The 20,058-nt window shown below is 46.8% G+C and carries 12 protein-coding genes; 4 read left to right on the top strand and 8 right to left on the bottom strand.

The window, feature by feature from the left end:
• Positions 1-60: 60 nt before the first annotated feature.
• Positions 61-1,353 carry a transposase gene (locus L6475_RS11885; RefSeq protein ID WP_237818676.1) on the top strand — a complete coding sequence of 431 codons (1,293 nt, stop codon included), beginning with the start codon at positions 61-63 and terminating at the stop codon, positions 1,351-1,353.
• A gap of 200 nt (positions 1,354-1,553) precedes the next feature.
• Here the strand turns inward: L6475_RS11885 and L6475_RS11880 are convergent, their stop codons facing one another.
• The 5 genes from L6475_RS11880 to L6475_RS11860 form a co-directional block, all read right to left on the bottom strand.
• A complete protein-coding gene (locus L6475_RS11880; protein WP_237820318.1) occupies positions 1,554-2,450 on the bottom strand; it encodes an ATPase in 897 nt (298 codons plus the stop codon).
• A gap of 25 nt (positions 2,451-2,475) precedes the next feature.
• The gene (locus tag L6475_RS11875) at positions 2,476-3,984 is read right to left on the bottom strand and encodes a hypothetical protein (RefSeq protein ID WP_237820315.1); all 1,509 of its coding nucleotides are present in this window, start codon (positions 3,982-3,984) and stop codon (positions 2,476-2,478) included.
• Between the two features lie 24 nt (positions 3,985-4,008).
• Entirely contained in the window at positions 4,009-5,871 is a 1,863-nt protein-coding gene (locus L6475_RS11870; protein ID WP_237820313.1) for a DUF6057 family protein, read from the bottom strand.
• A gap of 2 nt (positions 5,872-5,873) precedes the next feature.
• Positions 5,874-6,914: a glycoside hydrolase family 43 protein gene (locus tag L6475_RS11865; protein WP_237820311.1), complete on the bottom strand. Its 1,041-nt coding sequence runs from the start codon at positions 6,912-6,914 to the stop codon at positions 5,874-5,876.
• Positions 6,915-7,038: 124 nt separating this feature from the next.
• The gene (locus L6475_RS11860; RefSeq protein WP_237820309.1) at positions 7,039-7,893 is read right to left on the bottom strand and encodes an OmpA family protein; all 855 of its coding nucleotides are present in this window, start codon (positions 7,891-7,893) and stop codon (positions 7,039-7,041) included.
• 176 nt (positions 7,894-8,069) lie between these two features.
• Between L6475_RS11860 and L6475_RS11855 the strand changes: the two genes are divergently transcribed.
• Entirely contained in the window at positions 8,070-9,044 is a 975-nt protein-coding gene (locus L6475_RS11855) for an alpha/beta hydrolase (RefSeq protein ID WP_237820307.1), read from the top strand.
• Here the strand turns inward: L6475_RS11855 and L6475_RS11850 are convergent.
• Complete coding sequence (locus tag L6475_RS11850; RefSeq protein ID WP_237820305.1) at positions 9,038-10,810, bottom strand: hypothetical protein; 1,773 nt, start codon at positions 10,808-10,810, stop codon at positions 9,038-9,040. The two genes, L6475_RS11855 and L6475_RS11850, sit on opposite strands and share 7 nt — an antisense overlap.
• A gap of 30 nt (positions 10,811-10,840) precedes the next feature.
• Complete coding sequence (locus L6475_RS11845) at positions 10,841-14,071, bottom strand: choice-of-anchor J domain-containing protein (RefSeq protein WP_237820303.1); 3,231 nt, start codon at positions 14,069-14,071, stop codon at positions 10,841-10,843.
• A 57-nt stretch (positions 14,072-14,128) separates the two neighbouring features.
• Here L6475_RS11845 and L6475_RS11840 point away from each other — a divergent pair, with 57 nt between their 5' ends.
• Positions 14,129-15,910, top strand: a complete 1,782-nt coding sequence (locus L6475_RS11840; RefSeq protein ID WP_237820301.1) for a helix-turn-helix domain-containing protein — start codon at positions 14,129-14,131, stop codon at positions 15,908-15,910.
• 120 nt (positions 15,911-16,030) lie between these two features.
• Here L6475_RS11840 and L6475_RS11835 read toward each other — a convergent pair whose 3' ends face one another.
• A complete protein-coding gene (locus L6475_RS11835) occupies positions 16,031-19,093 on the bottom strand; it encodes a PEP/pyruvate-binding domain-containing protein (protein WP_237820299.1) in 3,063 nt (1,020 codons plus the stop codon).
• Positions 19,094-19,281: 188 nt separating this feature from the next.
• Here L6475_RS11835 and L6475_RS11830 point away from each other — a divergent pair, with 188 nt between their 5' ends.
• Positions 19,282-20,058 (top strand): hypothetical protein, encoded by a 777-nt coding sequence (locus L6475_RS11830; protein WP_237820297.1) that lies wholly within the window; start codon positions 19,282-19,284, stop codon positions 20,056-20,058.

Raw genomic sequence — 20,058 nt, 5'->3', positions numbered from 1 at the left:
TGTTTTGGCATAGGCAGAATCCTCTCCAAACACTCTTTGGACAAAATGCGCGGGCGAGATATGGCAGAGCAGATTCTGGCCATGATGGTTTTCCGTATTCTTGGTGAGACAATAGGCTCCTTGTCACTAACAAAGTTCCATGGTGTTCTTGAGGTCGGCAAAAATTGCTTCTACCGTCTGTTGGCTCGTTCGGAAATGAACTGGCAGATTCTGCAGCTATCTATGGCACGGCGTTTTCAAAGCATAGTACGCAAAGAAAATGCAGAGGAGACCGAAGCGCCAAAATGCTATATTGTTGATGACACAACTGTGACCAAAACCGGGCTACACTTCGAGGGGCTTAGTCGAGTGTTTGACCATGTCCTTGGCAAGTGTGTACTCGGTTACAAGCTGCTCCTGCTCGCGTTCTTCGATGGACGCAGTACATATACAGTAGACTTATCTATGCATCGGGAAGCAGGAAAGAAAGAAGACTTCAGCCTCTCAAAGAAAGAACGTTCCATGCAGTTCCACAAAGAGCGTAGCGAAAGCAATCCTGACTATGAGCGTTTTAAGGAACTGGATGCCAAGAAGAATGACAACGTAGCCAAAATGATAGAGAGGGCTTATAAGTTTGGCATTTGTGCTGCTTATGCACTGATGGACACGTGGTTTGTGAAGCCTCCATTGGTTTGCGCTATAAGGAAGATAGCAGGTGGAGCGATACATGTCGTAGGCCGTCTTGCCATGGGAAAGGACAAGTATGCAGTCGGCTCACGCAGATACAATGTTCATGAGCTTATATCCTTGCACGAGCGTGAGGCTGTTGTGTGCCGCAAGTATAAGTGCATGTATTTCGAGCAACGGGTGATGATGGGGGATACATGTGTGAAGATATTCTTCATCAGAGTCGGACGGAATAAGAATTGGGACGCTATTGTCACGACGGACACCCACATGAAGTTTGTGGAAGCCTTTGAGATATACCAAATACGCTGGAATATAGAAGTGCTGATAAAGGAGTGCCGGCAATATCTTGGACTTGGCTCATACCAGGGTACAGATTTCGACGAGCAAATTGCCGACTGCACGCTCTGTCTTATGACGCACATGGTGCTGACATTGGGCCAGCGGTTCAACCAGTATGAAGCACTTGGAGAGTTGTTCCGTGAGACAAGACGAGAATTGTTTGAGCTCACTCAATGGCGCCGTACACTGGAGATCATCAAGAATCTGCTTAACGTGTTGGCAGTAAAACTCTGCATCAATGTGGCTGATACCATGGAGAATTTGATGGAAGGTACACAGACTGTTGATGAGCTTGAAGCAATCCTACTTGCTTTGTCACCATTAGATGCTGTAGCAGACTATTGATATAGAGCATTAACTTACGTTTGCAAAATGTTAATGAATTGTTTATCTGTAAATTACAAGATACAATCATTTGAAAAAGCCTATAAAATGGCAAGTGGGAAACTTTAGTAAATTATAGCTATAATTCGAAAAATTATAGCTATAATTGTCGTGATTATAGCTATAATTTATTTTGCGATTTCTTTGGGTGTCTTCCAGTTTTACACGCTGTGGTAGGTAATAAGACCTTCCATGGGGCTCTTTACAATGAGTCCTAGTTGGAAACCTTCAAGTTCGGCAGCTGCAGCCAGTTGCTCCTGATAGTAATAGGCCATACTGCCGATGAAATGAACGGGCAGGTCGGGACGATGGTAGGGGATGATGTTGCAGCGGAAGAACTGGCGGAAGTTCTGAACCACCAAGTCGCGCAGCAGCGGATTCTCAATATGCTGGGAGATGAACAGCGAGGTGGTGGCCAGGAAGCGGTTGGCCATCGGTTCGCGGTACACCTTGTTGATGATGTCTGCCTGGGTGAGTTTTGTTTCAGCCAGATAGCTGTCGCGGATGGTTGCAAACTGTGGGTTCTTGAAGATGGCATTCATGAACATACGTCCCAATACGGCTCCACCCCCTTCATCACCAAGGATATAACCCAGGGCAGGGGTGTTCTGAATAATGTCTTGACCATCGTACAGACAACTGTTGGCACCCGTTCCTAAGATACAGGCAATGCCGGCGTCGTGCTGGCACAGCGCGCGTGCGGCGGCCATGAGGTCGCTATATACCTGTACTCTCTCAGCTGGGAAGAACTGCCCCAGTATCTGTTTCATGAAAGGCACTTGGACAGGTGTGCAACCGCTGCCATAGAAAAACACATCGAGCTGCGATAACAGAGGCTTTTCCAGCAACTGGGTATCCATGGACGATGCCCGCGAGAAGGTAGATAACTGCGAGAGCACCTCCTGTCCGATGATGTTCCGGATTACCTCTGGCGTTTGATGAATGGGGTTGATGCCTTGTGTCTGAAAAGTCTGTATAACGTCCCAACGGGTGGGATAGGGCGAATGGAGTAGGGTCCAATCGGTCTTGGTACCTCCGCTATCAGCTATTAATATCATAATACTATGTGTTTAAGGGTTATTATTACTTCCTTCCACCGAAGTTTGCCTGGGTGGCCTCTTTTTTCAGCATGTCGGCAAACTCCTGTGGTTTCACTTCAACGGGACCGCGCATAAACTCAGGCACGTTATAGCTCTTCATAAATTCGCGGTGATAGTTGGGATCTTCTGTTGGCAGTTCAAATGGCTTGGTTACCTTTCCGTCCTTGTCGAAATGGGCAAAGAAGGGACGGGTGAAGTTGCCATCATCACGGCGACTGCTCACCACAATCCAGCGCCCGTTTGAACTAAAGTTGTGGAACGATTCAACCGAAGGGCTGTTGATGCCTTTAAGGGGACCTAAATGACCGGTTTGAAGATCCATCATCCAGAGGTCGGCATCACGGTGCCAGATGTGGAAAGTTCCCCATTGCCCCACTGCCAACAGCAGGAACCGCCCGTCGGGCGATATGCGTGGAAGGGTGGCACTGAGATTCAGCGAGTCGGCTATGAACACATTCTCACGCGGACCGAAGGTGCGGGTTTCGGGATTGAATGCCTTTCGATAGACATTGTATTTGATGTCCTTATACCGCAGAATGCACTCAGTGCTTTCCTCCTGGGTGCTGTCGCGCCATTCAAAGTGGGCCGAGCAGTAGTAGAGCCAGCGGCCGTCGGGTGTCCAGCAAGGAAAGGTCTCAAACTCGTTCTTGTCGTCGGCAATAATGTCCACCTGATTGGTCTCCGGATCGTAGAGAATCAGATCGCTCTGGGCATCCAGCACTTCAATCTTGTCGATGTCGCGGGTGTGGAAACTCTGCATCGTATTGTTCGTTGAGAAGGCAATGATGTTCTGCTTCGGATGCCAGGCCGGATAGACACCAGCTGAGAGTGTGCTGTCCGTCTTCAGGTTCACCTTTTTCAGTTGTCCGTCGATGTTGAGCATCGTGCCTCCAAGGTTCTGTCGGGCATGAAACAGGGTGCGCTGTGGATTGCCCAGCTGACTGTAGTGGCAGTTGATGCACTGACCATTCGTTTCGGTAGAGCAGAGTATGTTGTCGTAGATTACACGCTCGTCATAGTTCTCAAGGCAACGCTGGTTGATGGTTAGTTCCTCGTAGGTGACATAGCTTGGCGAGATGAGGCGGTAAGTGAGCCACGGGTCGATAGAATCTTTCGACACGTAGATGGCAAAAGGTTCATACCGTTGCCATTGCTTTCCGCTTCGTGTAAACATCTCGACAAGGATACTGTCGTCTAATGCTTTGCTGACGAGTGCTTGCCATTCATCCTGATCGGGACACACTTTTTGTCCGCCCAGCACCAGTTCCTCGTCTTTGGCGGTGAATCGCGTCACAACCTCTTCACAGTCGGTGGTGAGTTGAAAATGCAGGGGTGCCAGGTTCTGAGGAACAGTAACACCCACGTAGTCGGGGTAGATGGCGGGTTGGCTGTCTAACTGGGTGAAGGATTCGGGTACGTGCGCTCCCTGACAAGCACAGAGAAGTGCTCCCAGAATGATGCCGCCTATTAGTTTGTTGATCGTTGTTTTCATTTCATTTCTCGATTTGTCGATTTCTCAATACGTTTTCATGTTGCGCATGAGGAAATAATTGTAATAGAACGTGTTGCCGAAGCGTGAGCGCAGGGCCACCTTCATCTGCTCCTCGGTCATGCCCTGACACTGCTGGGCAGCCTGCATGAAAGCCTGATAACTGGCAGGGATGGCAGGGTCGAAAGGCATGTGACTGATGTCAACGTTGTGTTCCAAATTGCCATAGAGGAACGCTGCTTCCTGGAAATGGCGGGGAATGCGTCCGTTTTTCTTCAGTATGGCATACTGGTTGAAGGCCCGCCAGAAAGTGGGAATATCCTTCAGTTGCAGTGCTGAGAGCAGTATGAGTTCAGCGCAGACAGGGTCTTGGGTTATCCGGTGTGCTTGCAGGTTGAGCAGGAACAACTCAATGAGTGCCTGGTCACTGCCCAAGATGTCGGCAGGCGACATGATGTGGCGGATAGGACCTAACTCGGCATCTTTCAGTACAACTGCCCATGGTTTTCCTGTCATATCGCTGGCCATGGAGTTGGCCAACTGTTCGTAGTGCTCAGTCCACTGGCGGTGGAAACGTGTTTGTTTCAGTATATCAATGTATTTCTTGGCCACTTTCCATTCATCGTTCAACAAGGCACAGCGTACCAGAAACTTCAGATGTTCGGCTCTCCACCCGTATTCAACTCCGTCCTCCAGACACCAGCGGTAGCAGTAGTTGGGCAGTCCGTAGTTCAGGTAGATATACTTTCCGCCTAATTGGGCCATGCGCACTTCGAAGTCGCAGTTCAGTTTTTTTGAACCATCGGCATAGTTGTACATCTCATCGCCGGCCCGTCCCAGTTTGAACAAAGCCAGGTTCTTGTACATCACCATCATGCGAGTGGGCTCACCTTCGTGCTGTCGCATCACTTTCAGCACCCCTTCCCAATTGGAATTGGCAACATACAGCTCCATCTGCAGTTCCTCATGGAAGGTCTGGTCTTTATACCAGAAGTTCCAACAACAGAATACCGTTACTACAGCAATCAGCAGTTGGGTGGCAAGACGCTGCCACTGAGCTTTAAGCCATTTTTCGGGCCACTGAACTCTGTACAAGGCTGCAGAGAGGACGAGGAAAAGTGCCAGAAGAATGAAGGGATAGTAGTAGGTGGACAACGCATCTGAATCCGGATATACCGGTAGTGCCTGCCACCAGATAAAGTCGCTGTTGGTCTGGTAATACACCTGACGGTAGTAGATGTTGGGAACGGCTATCAGTAGCACAATGGCCAGTGCGCTGTTCAGTATGCGCTGTGTGAGTGACAGTCCTGGCAGGCGCCAAGCCAGTATGCCCATAAGCAGTACGGCCAGCAGTCCGTAAAAGCCTGCAACAGGATAGGCCAGGATGGCAGCCAGCACCATGAACGTGAAGCGTGCCGGAACCACACGGTACAGCCATACCAGTGAGGCAATGAGCGATGTGCCCATTACTGCTATGAAGAAATGTCCGCGCAGTTTCAGGTAGAACAGCCAATAACCGAGGTTGAAGTCGGTAATAAGTACCAATGCAGCCGGTATCAGCAGGAGTACTGTCCATTGGGCTGAGAAACGAAAGGCTCGGCCTATGAGCCACATCATCAGGCCCAGCCATAGGCATAGGAATAAGGTTCCCAGCCAGGGATAATAGAAATACTGTGTAAAGTAGGTGCCCAGATAGGTAAGCAGTCCGCCCGGCACTACCAGTTGTTGTTTGAAAAAGAGTGGGGTATAGAGAAACAGGTTCAGTTCCTGTACACGCAGCAGGTAGTTGCTTTCGTAGTTAATAATATAGCAAAAAGCTGCAATGAGGGCTGCCAGACAGAGTATCCATCCCCTGCAGATGCTTGGCAAGCAAGGTTTTTTGTTATTCATTTTCAGCGTCTATTTTTGTCAGACCATTTTTTCAGTCGTTTGTATTCTTTCTTGGTGAGTCGCATAAACGAACCGTGCTGCGGACCTGTTACGCCCTGGATGTCAACGGGATTCTTGAAATTGCGCAGATTCTCGTCGGCCTCGCAAATGCGGTAGTGCTTAGGATTGTCACTGTACTGTATGTAGGCCACACGCCAAGTCTTGTCGCCTATCAGTTGGAAAGCACTCGAACCCTCGCATTTCTTCCGGCCTTCAAAACTCACATAGTCGTTTTCAACGGGCTCGCTCCATCCGCTGGTCAGATTCTTCGATGTGGCCGTATAGATGCCAGGCTTTCCACCTTCTTTCTTGATGAGCATGTGATAGAGACCGTCGGGAAGAAGATTGATGTCGGCATCGATGGTGGCATAGCCCCAGTCAAAGAGCAGCTTGGGCTGTGTCAGTCGGGTGAACGACTTGTCGGCATACGAGTAATACATACGGTCATATTCCTCCTCTGGACGGTTCAGCATGGAATAATAAATCATATAGCCCCCTTTTTCGCCATTTTCCCATACATAATTAGGATCCCAGAAAATCTGTGGTGCCCATACACGATTAATGGTTGACCAGTCTTTATACACACTCTCTGTTTCAGGATTCGAGAAAATGTTGGTTCCTTTGCGGTAGTCGAAAGTTACGCTGGTCCAGTGAATCAGGTCGTCACTTTTCAATAAATCAATGCCGTAATTGTCCCATTTCCGGCTCTTGGCCACACACATGTCGGTGGTCACCATCACATAGCCCTTTCCGTTCCAGGCACGGGTAATGAACGCATCGCGCTGTCCGCCCTCAATGCGTGCATGCTCTTTGGGATCCATGATAGGATTGCCTCCAATAATATCTTCGTAGTGATAGCCATCGCGACTCAGTGCATAGGCTGTATATTCGCCTCGATCGCTCATGTGGCAATACAAGTAGCCGTAGGTGCCTTTCTGAATGTTTTGAGCCTGAGCAGCAAGGGCCGATGTTGCCATGATGACAGACAGTAGTAGTTTCTTCATGTGGGTTGTAGTTATTATTAACTTTAATAGTGGTAAGGTCGTTATGCCTGTGTTTCAGGTATAAAAAAGGAAAGGACAGTTCTCTTTCCCTGTAGCAGGTAAGAAAACTGTCCTGTAGTTGGAATTACTTTGTTTCAGGTGCTTCACCAATCAGCTCCATGAACTCATCCAGTTTTGGCGTGATGATAATCTGGGTGCGACGGTTGCGCTGGCGTCCTACTTCAGTGTCGTTCGACTGCAGTGGGTTGTACTGGCCGCGTCCACCGGCAGTGAGGCGTTTAGGATCTACACCATATTTTGTCTGAAGGCACTGAACCACTGACGAGGCACGCAGACATGAGAGGTCCCAGTTGTTGCGGATATTCTGCTTTGAGATGGGTACATCATCGGTGTTACCCTCAATCAGTACGTCATAGTCCTTATAGTCGGTGATAATCTTGGCAATCTTCTCCAGTGTCTGGGCGGCACGGTCGTTGATTTCGTAGCTACCGCTCTTATAGAGCATGTTGTCGGCCAATGAAATATAGACAACACCTTTAAGTACCTGAACATCAACCTCCTTAAGCTCTTCTTTCGAGAGCGAGCGGGTCAAGTTGTTCTGAAGCACCAGGTTCAGGGAGTCGCTCTTTGATTTAACCTCTACCAGATGGCGGATGTATTGGTTTGACTCGTTGATCTGGTCAACCAGTTTCTCAATTGATACATTGTTCTGTGAGGCATTTGTCAAACTCTTATCCAGCGAGTTCTGTAGTTTTGCCATCTGCTTCTTCTGCTCAGCCAAAGCCGCTTTCTGTGCAGCCAGCTGCTCTTCGAGACTCTGCACACGTGCGGTACGTGCGGCCAGATCTTCACGGGCAGACTGAAGTGAAGTGGTCAGTTGTTTGTTCTCTGTCTGACAATTAACTAAATCCTTTTTGCTTGCGCAGCTACTCAACAGCAGTCCGGCTGCGATAGCTACAAACATGAAATTCTTTTTCATTATCAATAATCGTTTTAAGTTACAAATTCAGGCTTACTGCAGCCGTTTCTGCCACAGTATGGCACTGCAAATTTACTGATATGACGTGCAAAAACGCATAAAGTTCCATGGAATTATGATATTTTAACCTCGCAGCAGCCACATTCGGCAGAAAATACCTAACTTTGCGCATAATTATGGAAAATCAGTATATCAAACAGTTTCCCGAACTGATGTCGGGCAAAACCATTCTTTATGTTCATGGATTTGGCAGTAGTGGCCAGTCTGGCACCGTGGTCCGACTGCGCGAGGTACTGCCTAATGCACATGTGGTGGCTCCTGATCTTCCTCTCCATCCAGAGGAGGCGATGGTCCTGTTGCACGATACTTGCAAGAAGGAACAGCCGTCGCTCATCATTGGAACCTCCATGGGAGGTATGTACGCCGAGATGCTCTACGGTTATGACCGCATCCTGACCAATCCCGCGTTCCGCATTGCAGATACGATGAGTGAGCACGGACTTACGGGAAAACAGCAGTTTTTCTCACCTCGTGAGGATGGCGTTCAGGAATTCTATGTGGATAAGCCCTTGGTGAAAGAATACCGTCAAGTGTCGGAACAGAACTTTGCCAGTGCCGAAGATGAAGAAGAGCAGAAACGAGTGTTCGGTCTTTTTGGTGACGAAGACCCGTTGGTTCATACCAAAAGCCTGTTTGAGGAGCATTACAGTCAAAGCATTTCTTTTCATGGCGAACATCGAATGGACGACCGTTCGTTCATGAATGCCGTAGTGCCAGTAATCCGATGGATTGACGACCGTCAGGAGCAGCGTCAGCGTCCAATATTATATATAGGTGTAGAAACTTTGATGGATGGCCGCATGCAACCGGCTTCATCGATGATGAAGGCTGTTCGCCAGCTGATAGAACATTATCAGGTGTATTTTGTGGCTGACGACTATAGCGTTCAGTCGTGGATAGACGAACATATCAATGTTCCAGCTTGGCATCATGTGGTCTATACCCATCGCAGGGATTTGCTCTATGGTGACTATCTGTTGGCCAAAAAGAAAGAAGGTGACTCGATGGCCACCTTCTTGGAGTTCGGTTCCGACACGTTCAAAACGTGGGAATCCGTGATAGATTATTTCGCCCTCCTTGGCGGTCAATAATAGAACTTCCTTACCTTATTTCCCTGCTTTACAATATTGAGACCTGATTGTGGAGATAAACGCTTATTTCCGTGCAGGTCGTAATATTGCAGGTTGTTTTCGGAATTGTTTCCTGCCATGTGGATACCAGATTCGTTGTTACCGTTAAAAGCAGGTACTGAAGCACTGTTACAAACTTCCCATGACAGTTTGTCGCTGCGGTCTCCGTCGTGGATAAAAGCAAGGATTCCCATATTCTTTTTTACATATGCCGGGCTATAACTCAACGTGCAGTGGTAGGTGTAGTTGTTGCCCTGCCACTCTAATTCCTCACCCCATATTGCATTGACGCGACGCCCCACATTGACATGGGTGTATTCACCACTATAGCCTGCCTGATTTGTGCTCACAAGATTGGTCTCGGTCAGCATCACAGTGATACGTGCGGGATTAACGGTGAGATCGGTTTTTGAACGTTCTCCACTGACAGTGATATCAAGGGTGTAGTCAGTATCATTTGGCTTTACGTCAATTTTTAGACTGACAAAGGCAGATTTAAGAAGTTCGCGTTGCAGGTAGTTGTCAAACTGGCTCTGTGACGTGGGACAATAAACAGCAGTCTGAGCAACATCGCCATATTCAGGAGAACGGTCGAGCATAATGGCTGGCGCATAGACATTATCATAGAACCACTCCCATTGGGTGTCGGCCTGAATGGTGTAAACATCGGTGTAGTAACCAGAATGGTGTTCCACACTATTGAATCGGCCGGCAAAACGCTCGTCTTCAGCAGCATGATGCAGATAAGCCGCTACACGTGGACAATTGGTACATTTTTCGGTAGTGAATTCCTCAACAAGGGGAACACGCGTGAAATCGTGGTTCACCACCTGGATAGTGGTCTGTAGAGAATTGTCACTCATGGCTTCGTCTGTACCTTCATTCAGGTTGTCGATAGTGATGGTTACTGTGCGCGTGTCTGGATTGTTTGAGGTGATACTTGTCAAAATGAAGTTTGCTTCGACTTCCTTTACCTCACCATAAGCAATCGACTCTTCAATATGAGCAGAATACCTTTCGCTAAGTCCATCGACTTTGCATATCACATCAAAACCGCTGATGGTCTGCTGAGCCACGTTGCGTATCAGAAGTGATGCAGAAAAGGTGCCTTTGTCAACAACAAATACTTTCTGCGTATTCATTGATATGAGCGACAGGTTGTGTTTGGGAAGATTGTCACCGTAAACAAGTGCTTCGATGGCGAGTGTTCCTTCAGCAGAACGGTCGGCCCATTCGACTGTCGTTCCCAACTTGGTAAAAAGAGCGTTGGCTTGTGGCAGTCCGACAACGGCTATCGCCTTTGAAGTGTTTTTCTGAGTGAATGTGTAACCTATGTAGAGGCCTGGCGTTGTGTCGGTAATGTCATATGGGGTCTCAAATTTTAAAGTGTTCCATCCTTTGACAATGTCGCTACTTTCAATAGTAGCTGAAGCCAAATCGCTACCTGTGAGTGATGAGCGCAGCCATACCGTCATATTGTTGACATTCAGCTTACTGGCCAGTCCTACACGGATCTCATCAATATGATTTCCCTTGTAGGCCTGTATCTGATCGGCAGGAACATATATGGCTGCACTAATCTGGTCGCCCGATGTGGTTGAATTGAATCCCGTTGGGTTGGAACCTAACTCGCCTGCACAATAGCCAATGCTGAGTCCGCTAATCTGAGCTTTGCCCACTCCGCAAAGAGTGAGCAAAGTCAGAAGAATGATTGAAAAATGTTTCATCAATCGAATAATTATTAAGTGATAAGATTGTTAACGCTCTATAGCTTTGAAGGTCTTCACACTACCGTCTTCATACTGTTTCCGTACGATAGTAATACCCTTTTGAGGCTTCGCAGTAGTCTGTCCGGCAGCATTGAAGTATGTACTTTGGGCCTTGTGGGCGCTCTTGAAGTTTGAACCGATACCAGAATCCTCTGTCTTGCGAATAATTACGTCGTCCAAACGAATCAGGTACTGCTGTTCGGTGTCGTGATGGCGGAAGCACAGATATACAGTCTTGCCTGCATAGTCCTTAAGATCTACTGTTCGCTCAATCCAACCATCCATAGCGCCCTGAGCTTCTTCCATCGTCTCTTCGATAATGGCTCCTTTATTTTTAATAGCCTCTAAGTCTGAAATGTCCTCGGCGATATAGAAACTGTAGTGCTCCAACCAAGTTGTTGGACTGAAGGCTGCTACGAAATAGCTGAGCGTGGCTCCGTCTTCCGGAATAGTGATAGCAGGTGAGAAGGTCCAGTTGTCAGGAGCGTAATAGTTTGAAGGCGATGCCAGACACTGAGCGCCCGCATGGGTATAATGGCCGTCAGGATAGTAAGTACCCCAAAGGTTCGTACCCAAGTTCCAGTTTGAACCATCCTTGTCAGCATCGTACAGTGACCATGCATAGGCATCGTCCTCAAAATCGCCAAGGAAGAGAATACCTTCATCTGTATAGTCTTTTGCCACACCATGACAAGCTACGGTGAAATCGCCAGCGCTAGTCTTGATCGTAATATCCTTATCAAAAGTACCCTTCTCACTTGGGTAGAACCAAAGTTCGACATTCATACTGCTTCCGAATTTGGCTTTTTCTTGGGGAACAATACCATAGAATGGCTCGTTAGCACTGATTTCAGTAACCTCTAGTGGTTCTGAACCGGTATTTTTCAGACTTACAGTAGCAGTGGTATATCGTTGTGGACCGACATAGGATTCCTTGAATGTAACCTCTTTCTCGTTCAGTTCTGCATTAAATTTTTCGAAGTCTTCTACAACCAGACGGATATTGCTTACTACATATTTGTCACCCTCGGGAATTATACCATTGCCGGCCTTCTGATAGAAGAAGCGGAAAGAGTGGAAACCGGCAATACATTGGGTGAAAGCCTGCCATGCATCATCGAGATCGGCTGAACCAGCAGAAGCACCATTACCCTTTTGGTAGAAAGCGGCAGACCCGGAAGTCATGCGGGGAGCATCATTCATGTCAACACCGCAGTAGTTATAACTCTGTTCTGTATCACCCCATGCTTCACCATCCCATGTGAAGTAACCAATCTTACCTTCAGGAATGGTAAAACTGATGGTAAATGATGACTGACTAGCAACATCGTTAGGCTCTCCGGCATTCTTGTTCCAGGCTTTTCCGTTTTCAACAGTGAATGGGTACTGCTCGTTCACATCGAACGACATATATTCTACACCTTCTGAAACAACCGATGCAAAGTCGGGCATGGCCATCACGTTGGCTTTTACTGTGGCATTAAAGGTTCCTGCAGTGGTAATAAGCGTGATGTTGGCTGTTTTTTCACCAGGTGTGGTTGTAGCAAACTCAACGGGGATAATCAAGTCTTTTAGCGTTGCAGCGCCATCGGCAGTGGGTTGGGGAGTAAACTCGTTATTGTCGCTATTGGCAGAAGTCACCTTAAGCTCGTTGGCACCCTTATTGCGGATGATGATGTTGGCTGTTCCATGCGATTCACCAGTCTTCAGCACAAAATTGCCTAATTTTATTTCTGGAGTCAGAAGTTCGGCAGCATTACTCTGTATATCTGTTGTGGTCAGTGAGAGGTCATACACGTAGAGTTTGTTTTCCTCTAAGCCTGTATAATAGTAGCCGTCGTACTGGAAACGAACGAAGTGTTCGCCAGGTGCAAACTCAATAGAACTGCTAATGTCTTCATCAGTACCGGTAAAGGATGCAACTGCTGTTGTCAAGTCATCAACGAAGTAACCACCGGCACACTGATACCAATAGCTTGAGTTGTTGCTCTTGCCTTTCCAGGATAGAGTACCCAGTTTTCCTTCCGGCACAGTGAATTTAGCCTCTAAATAAGAATTACCATATGCACCGTGGGTACCGCTTTGGGCAACTGTGGTACCATCGCCAAGGTCAGTGATTTCAAATGGGAAATCAATGCCAGTAGTGAAAGTAAAGTCACCTTCCTTTACAATAGCTGAATAGTTGGGATAGTCTTTCACCTTACCATTCATTGAGAATACCAGATTTTCTTCTGATGTTCCATTGTCGTAGGTAAGTGTGGCAATACCCTCGTATTCTCCAGCTGTATTGTTGTTGAGCGTAAATACCAGCTCAAGAACTGATTTTGCAGGAACCGTACCTGCCTGTGGAGTCACAGTATAACTGTCATCATCACTGTCAAGAACGATAGAAAAGTCTGCATCCATTCCACCGGTATTAATCAGCTGAACAGTGCGTGTGGCATCGTTTCCTACAAAGGTCTCGCCAAAGTCCATGTCCTCAGTGAAAGATATGAGATTTGCAACGTCGGCTTTTGCCACTGCGGCAGTGAATGACTTATAGATGCGGATAGTACCATAGGTATAAGTAGCAGCCACTGCTTCGCGTGCAGTGATTCGCTCAAAGTCGCCCTCTACGTCAAACACTACCTCAGCCGATGGAGTGAGCACACCATTCTCGCTGACAGTTCCGCCACTCAATATAGCATCGTAATAACCGCCATAGTCACCACAAACGGTGCCTACAGGAATGGTGATGGTCTTCTCCGTTTCATCATATGTACCCTCTATTGGCAAGTCTTTACTTACCGACCACGAGCCGGCACTTTGAGCCTCCATGTCGAACAGATTGTTTATCGTTACCTTATTACCCTCGCGCGTGAGCGTTATGCTATAGGTAAACACATCACCACCATTATAGTTGAAACTATATCCCTTATGGTATGACTGGGCTACTGTGAACAGTTCCAAGGGTTGTTCTTCAGCTTTTGCACGTTGCAGGGGCTTCGTGTTGTTGCGTGAATCGCCTACTGGGTAAGTACGCTTCGGTACGTTTTTTCCCAGACCTGTCACTGTATTGGCATTTGCCAAATGGGTAACATCGTTCTTGTTGATACCTTGTTGAACTAATTGTTCAACAGTAAATTTGGGTGTTTCTTTCATCACCCTTACACTTTGACCACATACCGTAAGTGTGGTAGAAAATAACAAAGTGAAAGTTAAAAGTACTGTTTTCTTCATAAAAATATAGCTTTTGTGGGTAAATCTTTGTATTTTTGCAAGCAAAAGTACGTATAAATGATGAAATTGAAGTCAATCATAGCCTTGAAATATGTGCCTATTCGTGAATGGACACGAATTAGAATCATTTTAGTGGTCTTTCTTACACTAATATGCCACTCAAATGCATTCTGTGCGCAGGATTCTATTAATGCTCAGCAGTTGTATAAGCAATATGCGAACCTGCCTACCGATAAATTGTATCGTAAGGGACACGCCCTTCTTACTGACAACAAACTGGACGATGCCATGGTCTGTTTTACGATTGTTGCAGGACGATACAATACAGGCATGAGTAGCGAAGAAAAACGTATTTGCGCTTATGCTTTGAACAACGCAGGCGCTATTTGTCAGATTCATTCCAATTATTCACTGGCTTTCTCATATTACAAAAAAGCCATGCAGATTGCTGAACAGCCGGTTTATCAGAGTTACAACAATATTGCCGGTATTTATTTATTCTATAATGATTACGCGCACGCGAAGGAGTATTTGGAAAAAGCCTTTGACTTTAGCCTAGAGCAAAAAGACTGGAATTCATTGCAGAACTCGCTTCAGAATCTTCTTTTTCTTTGCTGGCGTACGGAAAAACTGGATTCCATCGACAATTGGGTGAAACGTTTCTCCGAGGCAGAAGGACAGGAAAAGGATAGTCTTTATAGGTCCACAATGGCTGTTGTACATGGCATGCAGGCTTTGCGTCAGGGTCATTATGATGAGGCCATTAGTCTTTTCCGGAATTTTAAACAAAAAGAAGGATTTGACGATGCCAATAATTCTTCTGTTTATATTGCAAGTGCATATCAGCGTATGCAAAACTATGCTGAGGCCCTCCGATGGCTGAAAAAGGCAGAGATAGAAACACGTGCTTCTGGAGCAATGTACATGCTGATGCTGATTTATGAACTGCAGACAGAATATTTGTTTCAAATGGGAAAACTGGAAGCTTCGCGTGAAGCGAAATTTCAGTATATGAGTTTAAAAGACTCAATCAATACAGCAGATGAATTGGAAAAAATAAAAAACACTGAGTTCTTCCATGAAATAGATAAGTATGCCCGACAGGTAGAAACACTCAATCAGCAGAAACATACGCGCAGTCTTGTAGCAATTGTGAGCGTAGTATCCCTTTTGTTCGTACTACTGGCATTGGCCTATGCTATTAAGAAGAACAAAGATCTTGTAGCCAGTAATAAGGATTTGTATCGTATGAATGATGAACTGGTGAAGAGAGCAGATAGCGAGAAACAATTACGAACGAATTACACTCACAAACTTACTGCTCGCCAGAACGAGATAGACTCTCTGAAAGAAACTATCAGTCGTTTGCAGAAAGATGACCAGATGGGTAGTGAGCCTTCATCAGAGACTTCCGAACAAAATGAAAAAAGTCAGGAAAAGCTATTGTCTGACAATGATGATGAGGAGTTGAACCAGTTAATGGAGAAAGTCTATGGATTGCTTGATGACGTGAATTTTATAGCCCAGCAAGACTTAACGGTTGAACGCGTGGCTCAGGCTATTGGAGTTCACGAACGTTATGTGTCGCAGGCCATCAACGACACCATGCACAAGAATTTCAATACGGTACTTAATGAGTATCGGATTCGTGAGGCCTGCAAACGTCTTACTGACTTTGAACATTACGGTGCGATGACCAATGAGACCATCGCCGAAGGACTTGGCTATAAATCGCGCAGCCACTTCACCCGTACATTCAAAAAGATTACAGGCCTCACACCTTCACAATATCAGCATTTGGCCCTAGAAAAGCCTCCTGTAGGAGGTAGTGTAAGTTGAACTGTGTCAAGGCTATTGTCCTTTTTATATTAACCTCAGATGGGGGACACAATTTCTAATCGTGTTTTCCATCTGAGGAGCCTTCCTGGCTGCAAAGTTACCAGAAAAAGAGAAGCAATTCTACTCCTCCGGCAGCAGAACCACGCCAGTTTGTTTTTTTCCGTCCATCATGATTTTCAATGGACTGCTGAATCGTACATGACGCACGTGCTCTGTTTCGCTGATGGCAGGCATACTGTCGAGTATTTCCTTTTGGAACACACCATCACCTGTGTAGGTGTTGATGGTGAAATAGCCCACACCGAAGGATGTGAGGTTCTGGAAGAAATGGGTGCCTTGCGAAGGATCGACATGATAGTTTTTCAATCCTGCTTCCACTATGACGCGTGCTGCCGAAATATGAGGCCATTTCACAGGAATACCCAACCAATAGTCACTTGAGCCCCATCGGCCTGGACCAACAAGGACATAGTTGGCTCCCTTCACAACATTACAGTCGCTTTCGCTGTCGTTGTTGGGTATAATGAACTCTCCATCCAGGAAACGACGGTTTATCTGTTCTATCTCACTGGCTATCTGAGGATTGTTGGCTGCGGTGAAGTTCTCGTCAGTCTTCACATAGACCACATCCACCACATCTTCAGAAATGCCATGGCCCAACGAGTTGTTGGAACGTAGCAGACAGTCTTCATCGGGAATCTTCTGAAGGTCTTCGTCGAGCACTTGTTTGGAATCAACGATGGGACGGATTTGAAGCAGATAGAAAGCGCCAAGCTCACCATGCTCGTTCCCGTTTTCTCCGTTGTACAGATTGCAGGCAAACTCTATCTCAACAGGTCGGCGCATCTCATCAGCTCCTAATTTCTGACATAACTGCAATAGTTCTGGCAAGGGGAATATGCCTTGTTGAAGTACACCGTCGAACGAGATGATTTTCCGACCACCTTCGTACAACCCAGGACGAATAACTTGGTCGATGGGATCGAAAGTTGAGGCTATGTAGCGCAGCGAACCATCCTGGTCGGCCTGCTTTACACGAATCTTTTTGATGTTGAATCCATCATCAACCTTAAAGTCGTCACCCACATGACTCATGTCGAGTGCATAGAAACGTGTCTGTGTGTCGCGAAGGGCAGTCTCCATTTCACTGGTTTGAAGAATCTGATGGGGATGGTAGGGCGACACGCGAAGTGTCTGTCCGCCATCTACAATATATTTTCCTAAACCTAAAGCCAGCGATGCAATACCCTCTTCGGCCGTTTCATCGCCAATTGGGTAGTAGTTCAGTGAACGCAACACGCCCGAGAAAGTGGGGTAGTAGAGGTCACCATACTGCTGGCCCACTACTTCCTGTAGGATAACAGCCATTTTTTCTTGGTCTATGACATTCTGGGTGGCTGTCATGTAAGCCTTTGAGTCGCGGTAGTAAACCGATGCATAAACACTCTTGATGGCACAGGCCAGCATGCGCAGCATCTCGTATTTATCCTCCAGATATGGAATCATATAGGTGGAGTAGATACCGGCAAAAGGCTGGTAGTGACTGTCTTCGAGCAGCGAACTGGAGCGTATGGCTATAGGACTCTTGATGGCATCGAAGAAGGTGAAGAAGTCGGCTATCAGCGTGTCAGGCAATTGAGCATGTAGGAAATGCTGGAGAATTTCTTCGTCGGGGGCATCGCTAAGGGCAATCGTCCACAGATTGTTCTTGTCCATGAATTCGTCGAAGAAGTCCGTGCATAGTACAACCGTTTTCGGTATTTGTACGGATGCCTTTTCGAATTGGTTCAGTTCCGGATGCCTTTTGATGATATTGTCCAGGAAAGCCAGGCCACGCCCTTTTCCGCCTAAAGAGCCTTCACCGATACGGGCAAAATGAGCGTAGCGGTCGAACTTCAACCGGTCGAATACGGCAACCACGCCGATATTCTTCATTCTGCGATATTGTACGATAGCATCGAAAATGATCTGACGGTGGGCATCAACATCCTGCAGCTTGTGCCATGTGACATGTTTCAGGAACTGCGAAACAGGGAAGATGGCACGGGCGCACAACCAGCGGCTCATGTGGTTACGGCGGATGTGGTGCATGAGGGAGTCGTGCGGAATCTTGAAGATATTGTCCTGTAGTTCTTTCAGTGACGATACACGTGCTACTTCTTCGTGAGTTTCAGGGTCGCGGAAAATAAAATCGCCAAAGCCCATGTGCTCTTCAAGCAAGTGTCGCAGGTCAACATTGAACTTCTTGGAGTTCTTGTCCAGGAAATCGTAACCCTCATCATAAGCTTTCTGCTGGTTCTTAACCTCCGAACTTTGCAGAATCAACGGAACGTACTCATCGCATTTACGAATCTGACGAAGGAGTTTCAGTCCTGCTTCGGCATCGCCTTCTTCGATATGCGAGAGTCGGCCGGCCATCGTATGCAAAGGGAAACGCGTATCGCTGATGACGCCCAGTACATTGTCGTGATATTTTGCATAAATGGTTAGCGCCTCTTCATAGTTTGTGGCCAGCACAACCTTGGGGCGTCCGCGTTTACGCTGGGCAGCGGCGTGCGGGTTCAATGCCTCTGTAGAGAAACGCTTGCTCTGAGCCAGAATATAATTATAGAGATTGGGCAATATTGACGAATAGAAGCGGATGTTGTCTTCAACCAAAAGAATCATCTGAACTCCCGCTTCAATAATATCGTGTTCCAGGTTCATCTGATCCTCAATCAGTTTGATGATAGACAGAATCAGATTCGTGTTGCCCAGCCAGCAGAACACATAGTCGAAGATTGACATATCCTCGTCTTGCATGCGCTTGGTAATGCCATGCGAGAATGGGGTAAGCACCACGCAAGGAATATTGGGGTGCTGACTCTTCACTTCGCGCGCCACAGTAAAAGCATCGTTGTCGGCAGTACCAGGCATACAGATTACCAAGTCAATATTTGTATTCTGAAGTACGGTGTTGGCCTCTTCCGTAGTAGAAACCTGTTTGAAGGTAGGTGGGTAGCGCATGCCCAGTTCGGTATATTCATCGAACACTTTTTCATCAACTCGCCCATCGTCTTCAAGCATGAAGGCGTCGTAGGGGTTTGCCACAATGAGAACATTGAAAATGCGTCGTGTCATAAGGTTAACGAACGACACATCTTTCAGGAAAAAATTGTTGAATTCTTGTGGGATATTGGCCATGGAACAATAAAATTTAGTGCAAAAATAATCATTTTCACTGAAAATGAGTTCTTTTACCATTAAAAAAATGGATGGCCCTTGAATGGTGATTATGAAAAAATGAAGAAAAAACGGACAAATTCTTTGGATTTATCGCATGAATCATTAATTTTGCAAATGAAAGTATATAATTAATGGAGGAGATTACGATGAGAATTTTCTTGTTATTGATGAGTGCTGTGCTATTGTTTACAGGATGCAGCAGCTATACGGCCACTGGCGCTTATGTAGGTGGTCAGTTCGGCCATGTAATAGGTTCGGCCATTGGTAGTATCAGTGGCGGTCGTCGTGGCTATGACATGGGAACGGTGATAGGCACTGTGGGCGGTATTGCTGCTGGTGCGGCTGTTGGCGCTGCCGTTGAGAAAGCACAGGAACGTAAGTATAATGAAAGGATGGAACAGCAGTATCCGCCACGTGAGTATGGCAACGATACTGGCTATCAGAACCGTCAGCCTGCCAATAATGGGCAATACGATGACCGCATCACTTTCGATGGCGAAGGTGTTCCAGGAACCTATCCTGCTGATGTCCCTTCATATACAGTGGCTGAACTGTCAAGGAAAGCACCATTGGAGGTGCGCAATGCACTTATTCTGGATAGTGACAAAGATGGTGTGCTGACACGTGGAGAAAGGTGTACTGTTCAGTTTGAGATTATGAACAATACTCATTCTACGGTCTATGATATTTATCCATTGGTAGAGGATGTTACGGCCAATACCCACGTAAAGGTGTCGCCTAACTTGCGAGTGGAGTGTATTGCTCCCTTCAGTGGTGTGCGATATACGGCAACCATTGTGGCCGACAAGAAACTGAAGGACGGCGAGATAGTTGTTGAAGTGGGCGTGGCCCAAGGCGATAATGTCATTGAGTCACAAATGAAACGATTCAAAGTTGTCACAAGAAAAAAGGCTGAGCAATGA

The sequence above is a fragment of the Prevotella sp. E9-3 genome, from assembly GCF_022024015.1.
Taxonomy (GTDB): domain Bacteria; phylum Bacteroidota; class Bacteroidia; order Bacteroidales; family Bacteroidaceae; genus Prevotella.
The sequence above is the reverse complement of the archived record's forward strand: the minus strand, read 5'-3'. Positions and strand labels throughout refer to the sequence as shown.

Coding starts and splice junctions, on each gene's coding strand:
- L6475_RS11885 (WP_237818676.1), top strand. CDS start 61: ATGGCAGAGCAGATTCTGGCCATGATGGTTTTCCGTATTCTTGGTGAG.
- L6475_RS11880 (WP_237820318.1), bottom strand. CDS start 2,450: ATGATATTAATAGCTGATAGCGGAGGTACCAAGACCGATTGGACCCTA.
- L6475_RS11875 (WP_237820315.1), bottom strand. CDS start 3,984: ATGAAAACAACGATCAACAAACTAATAGGCGGCATCATTCTGGGAGCA.
- L6475_RS11870 (WP_237820313.1), bottom strand. CDS start 5,871: ATGAATAACAAAAAACCTTGCTTGCCAAGCATCTGCAGGGGATGGATA.
- L6475_RS11865 (WP_237820311.1), bottom strand. CDS start 6,914: ATGAAGAAACTACTACTGTCTGTCATCATGGCAACATCGGCCCTTGCT.
- L6475_RS11860 (WP_237820309.1), bottom strand. CDS start 7,893: ATGAAAAAGAATTTCATGTTTGTAGCTATCGCAGCCGGACTGCTGTTG.
- L6475_RS11855 (WP_237820307.1), top strand. CDS start 8,070: ATGGAAAATCAGTATATCAAACAGTTTCCCGAACTGATGTCGGGCAAA.
- L6475_RS11850 (WP_237820305.1), bottom strand. CDS start 10,810: ATGAAACATTTTTCAATCATTCTTCTGACTTTGCTCACTCTTTGCGGA.
- L6475_RS11845 (WP_237820303.1), bottom strand. CDS start 14,071: ATGAAGAAAACAGTACTTTTAACTTTCACTTTGTTATTTTCTACCACA.
- L6475_RS11840 (WP_237820301.1), top strand. CDS start 14,129: ATGATGAAATTGAAGTCAATCATAGCCTTGAAATATGTGCCTATTCGT.
- L6475_RS11835 (WP_237820299.1), bottom strand. CDS start 19,093: ATGGCCAATATCCCACAAGAATTCAACAATTTTTTCCTGAAAGATGTG.
- L6475_RS11830 (WP_237820297.1), top strand. CDS start 19,282: ATGAGAATTTTCTTGTTATTGATGAGTGCTGTGCTATTGTTTACAGGA.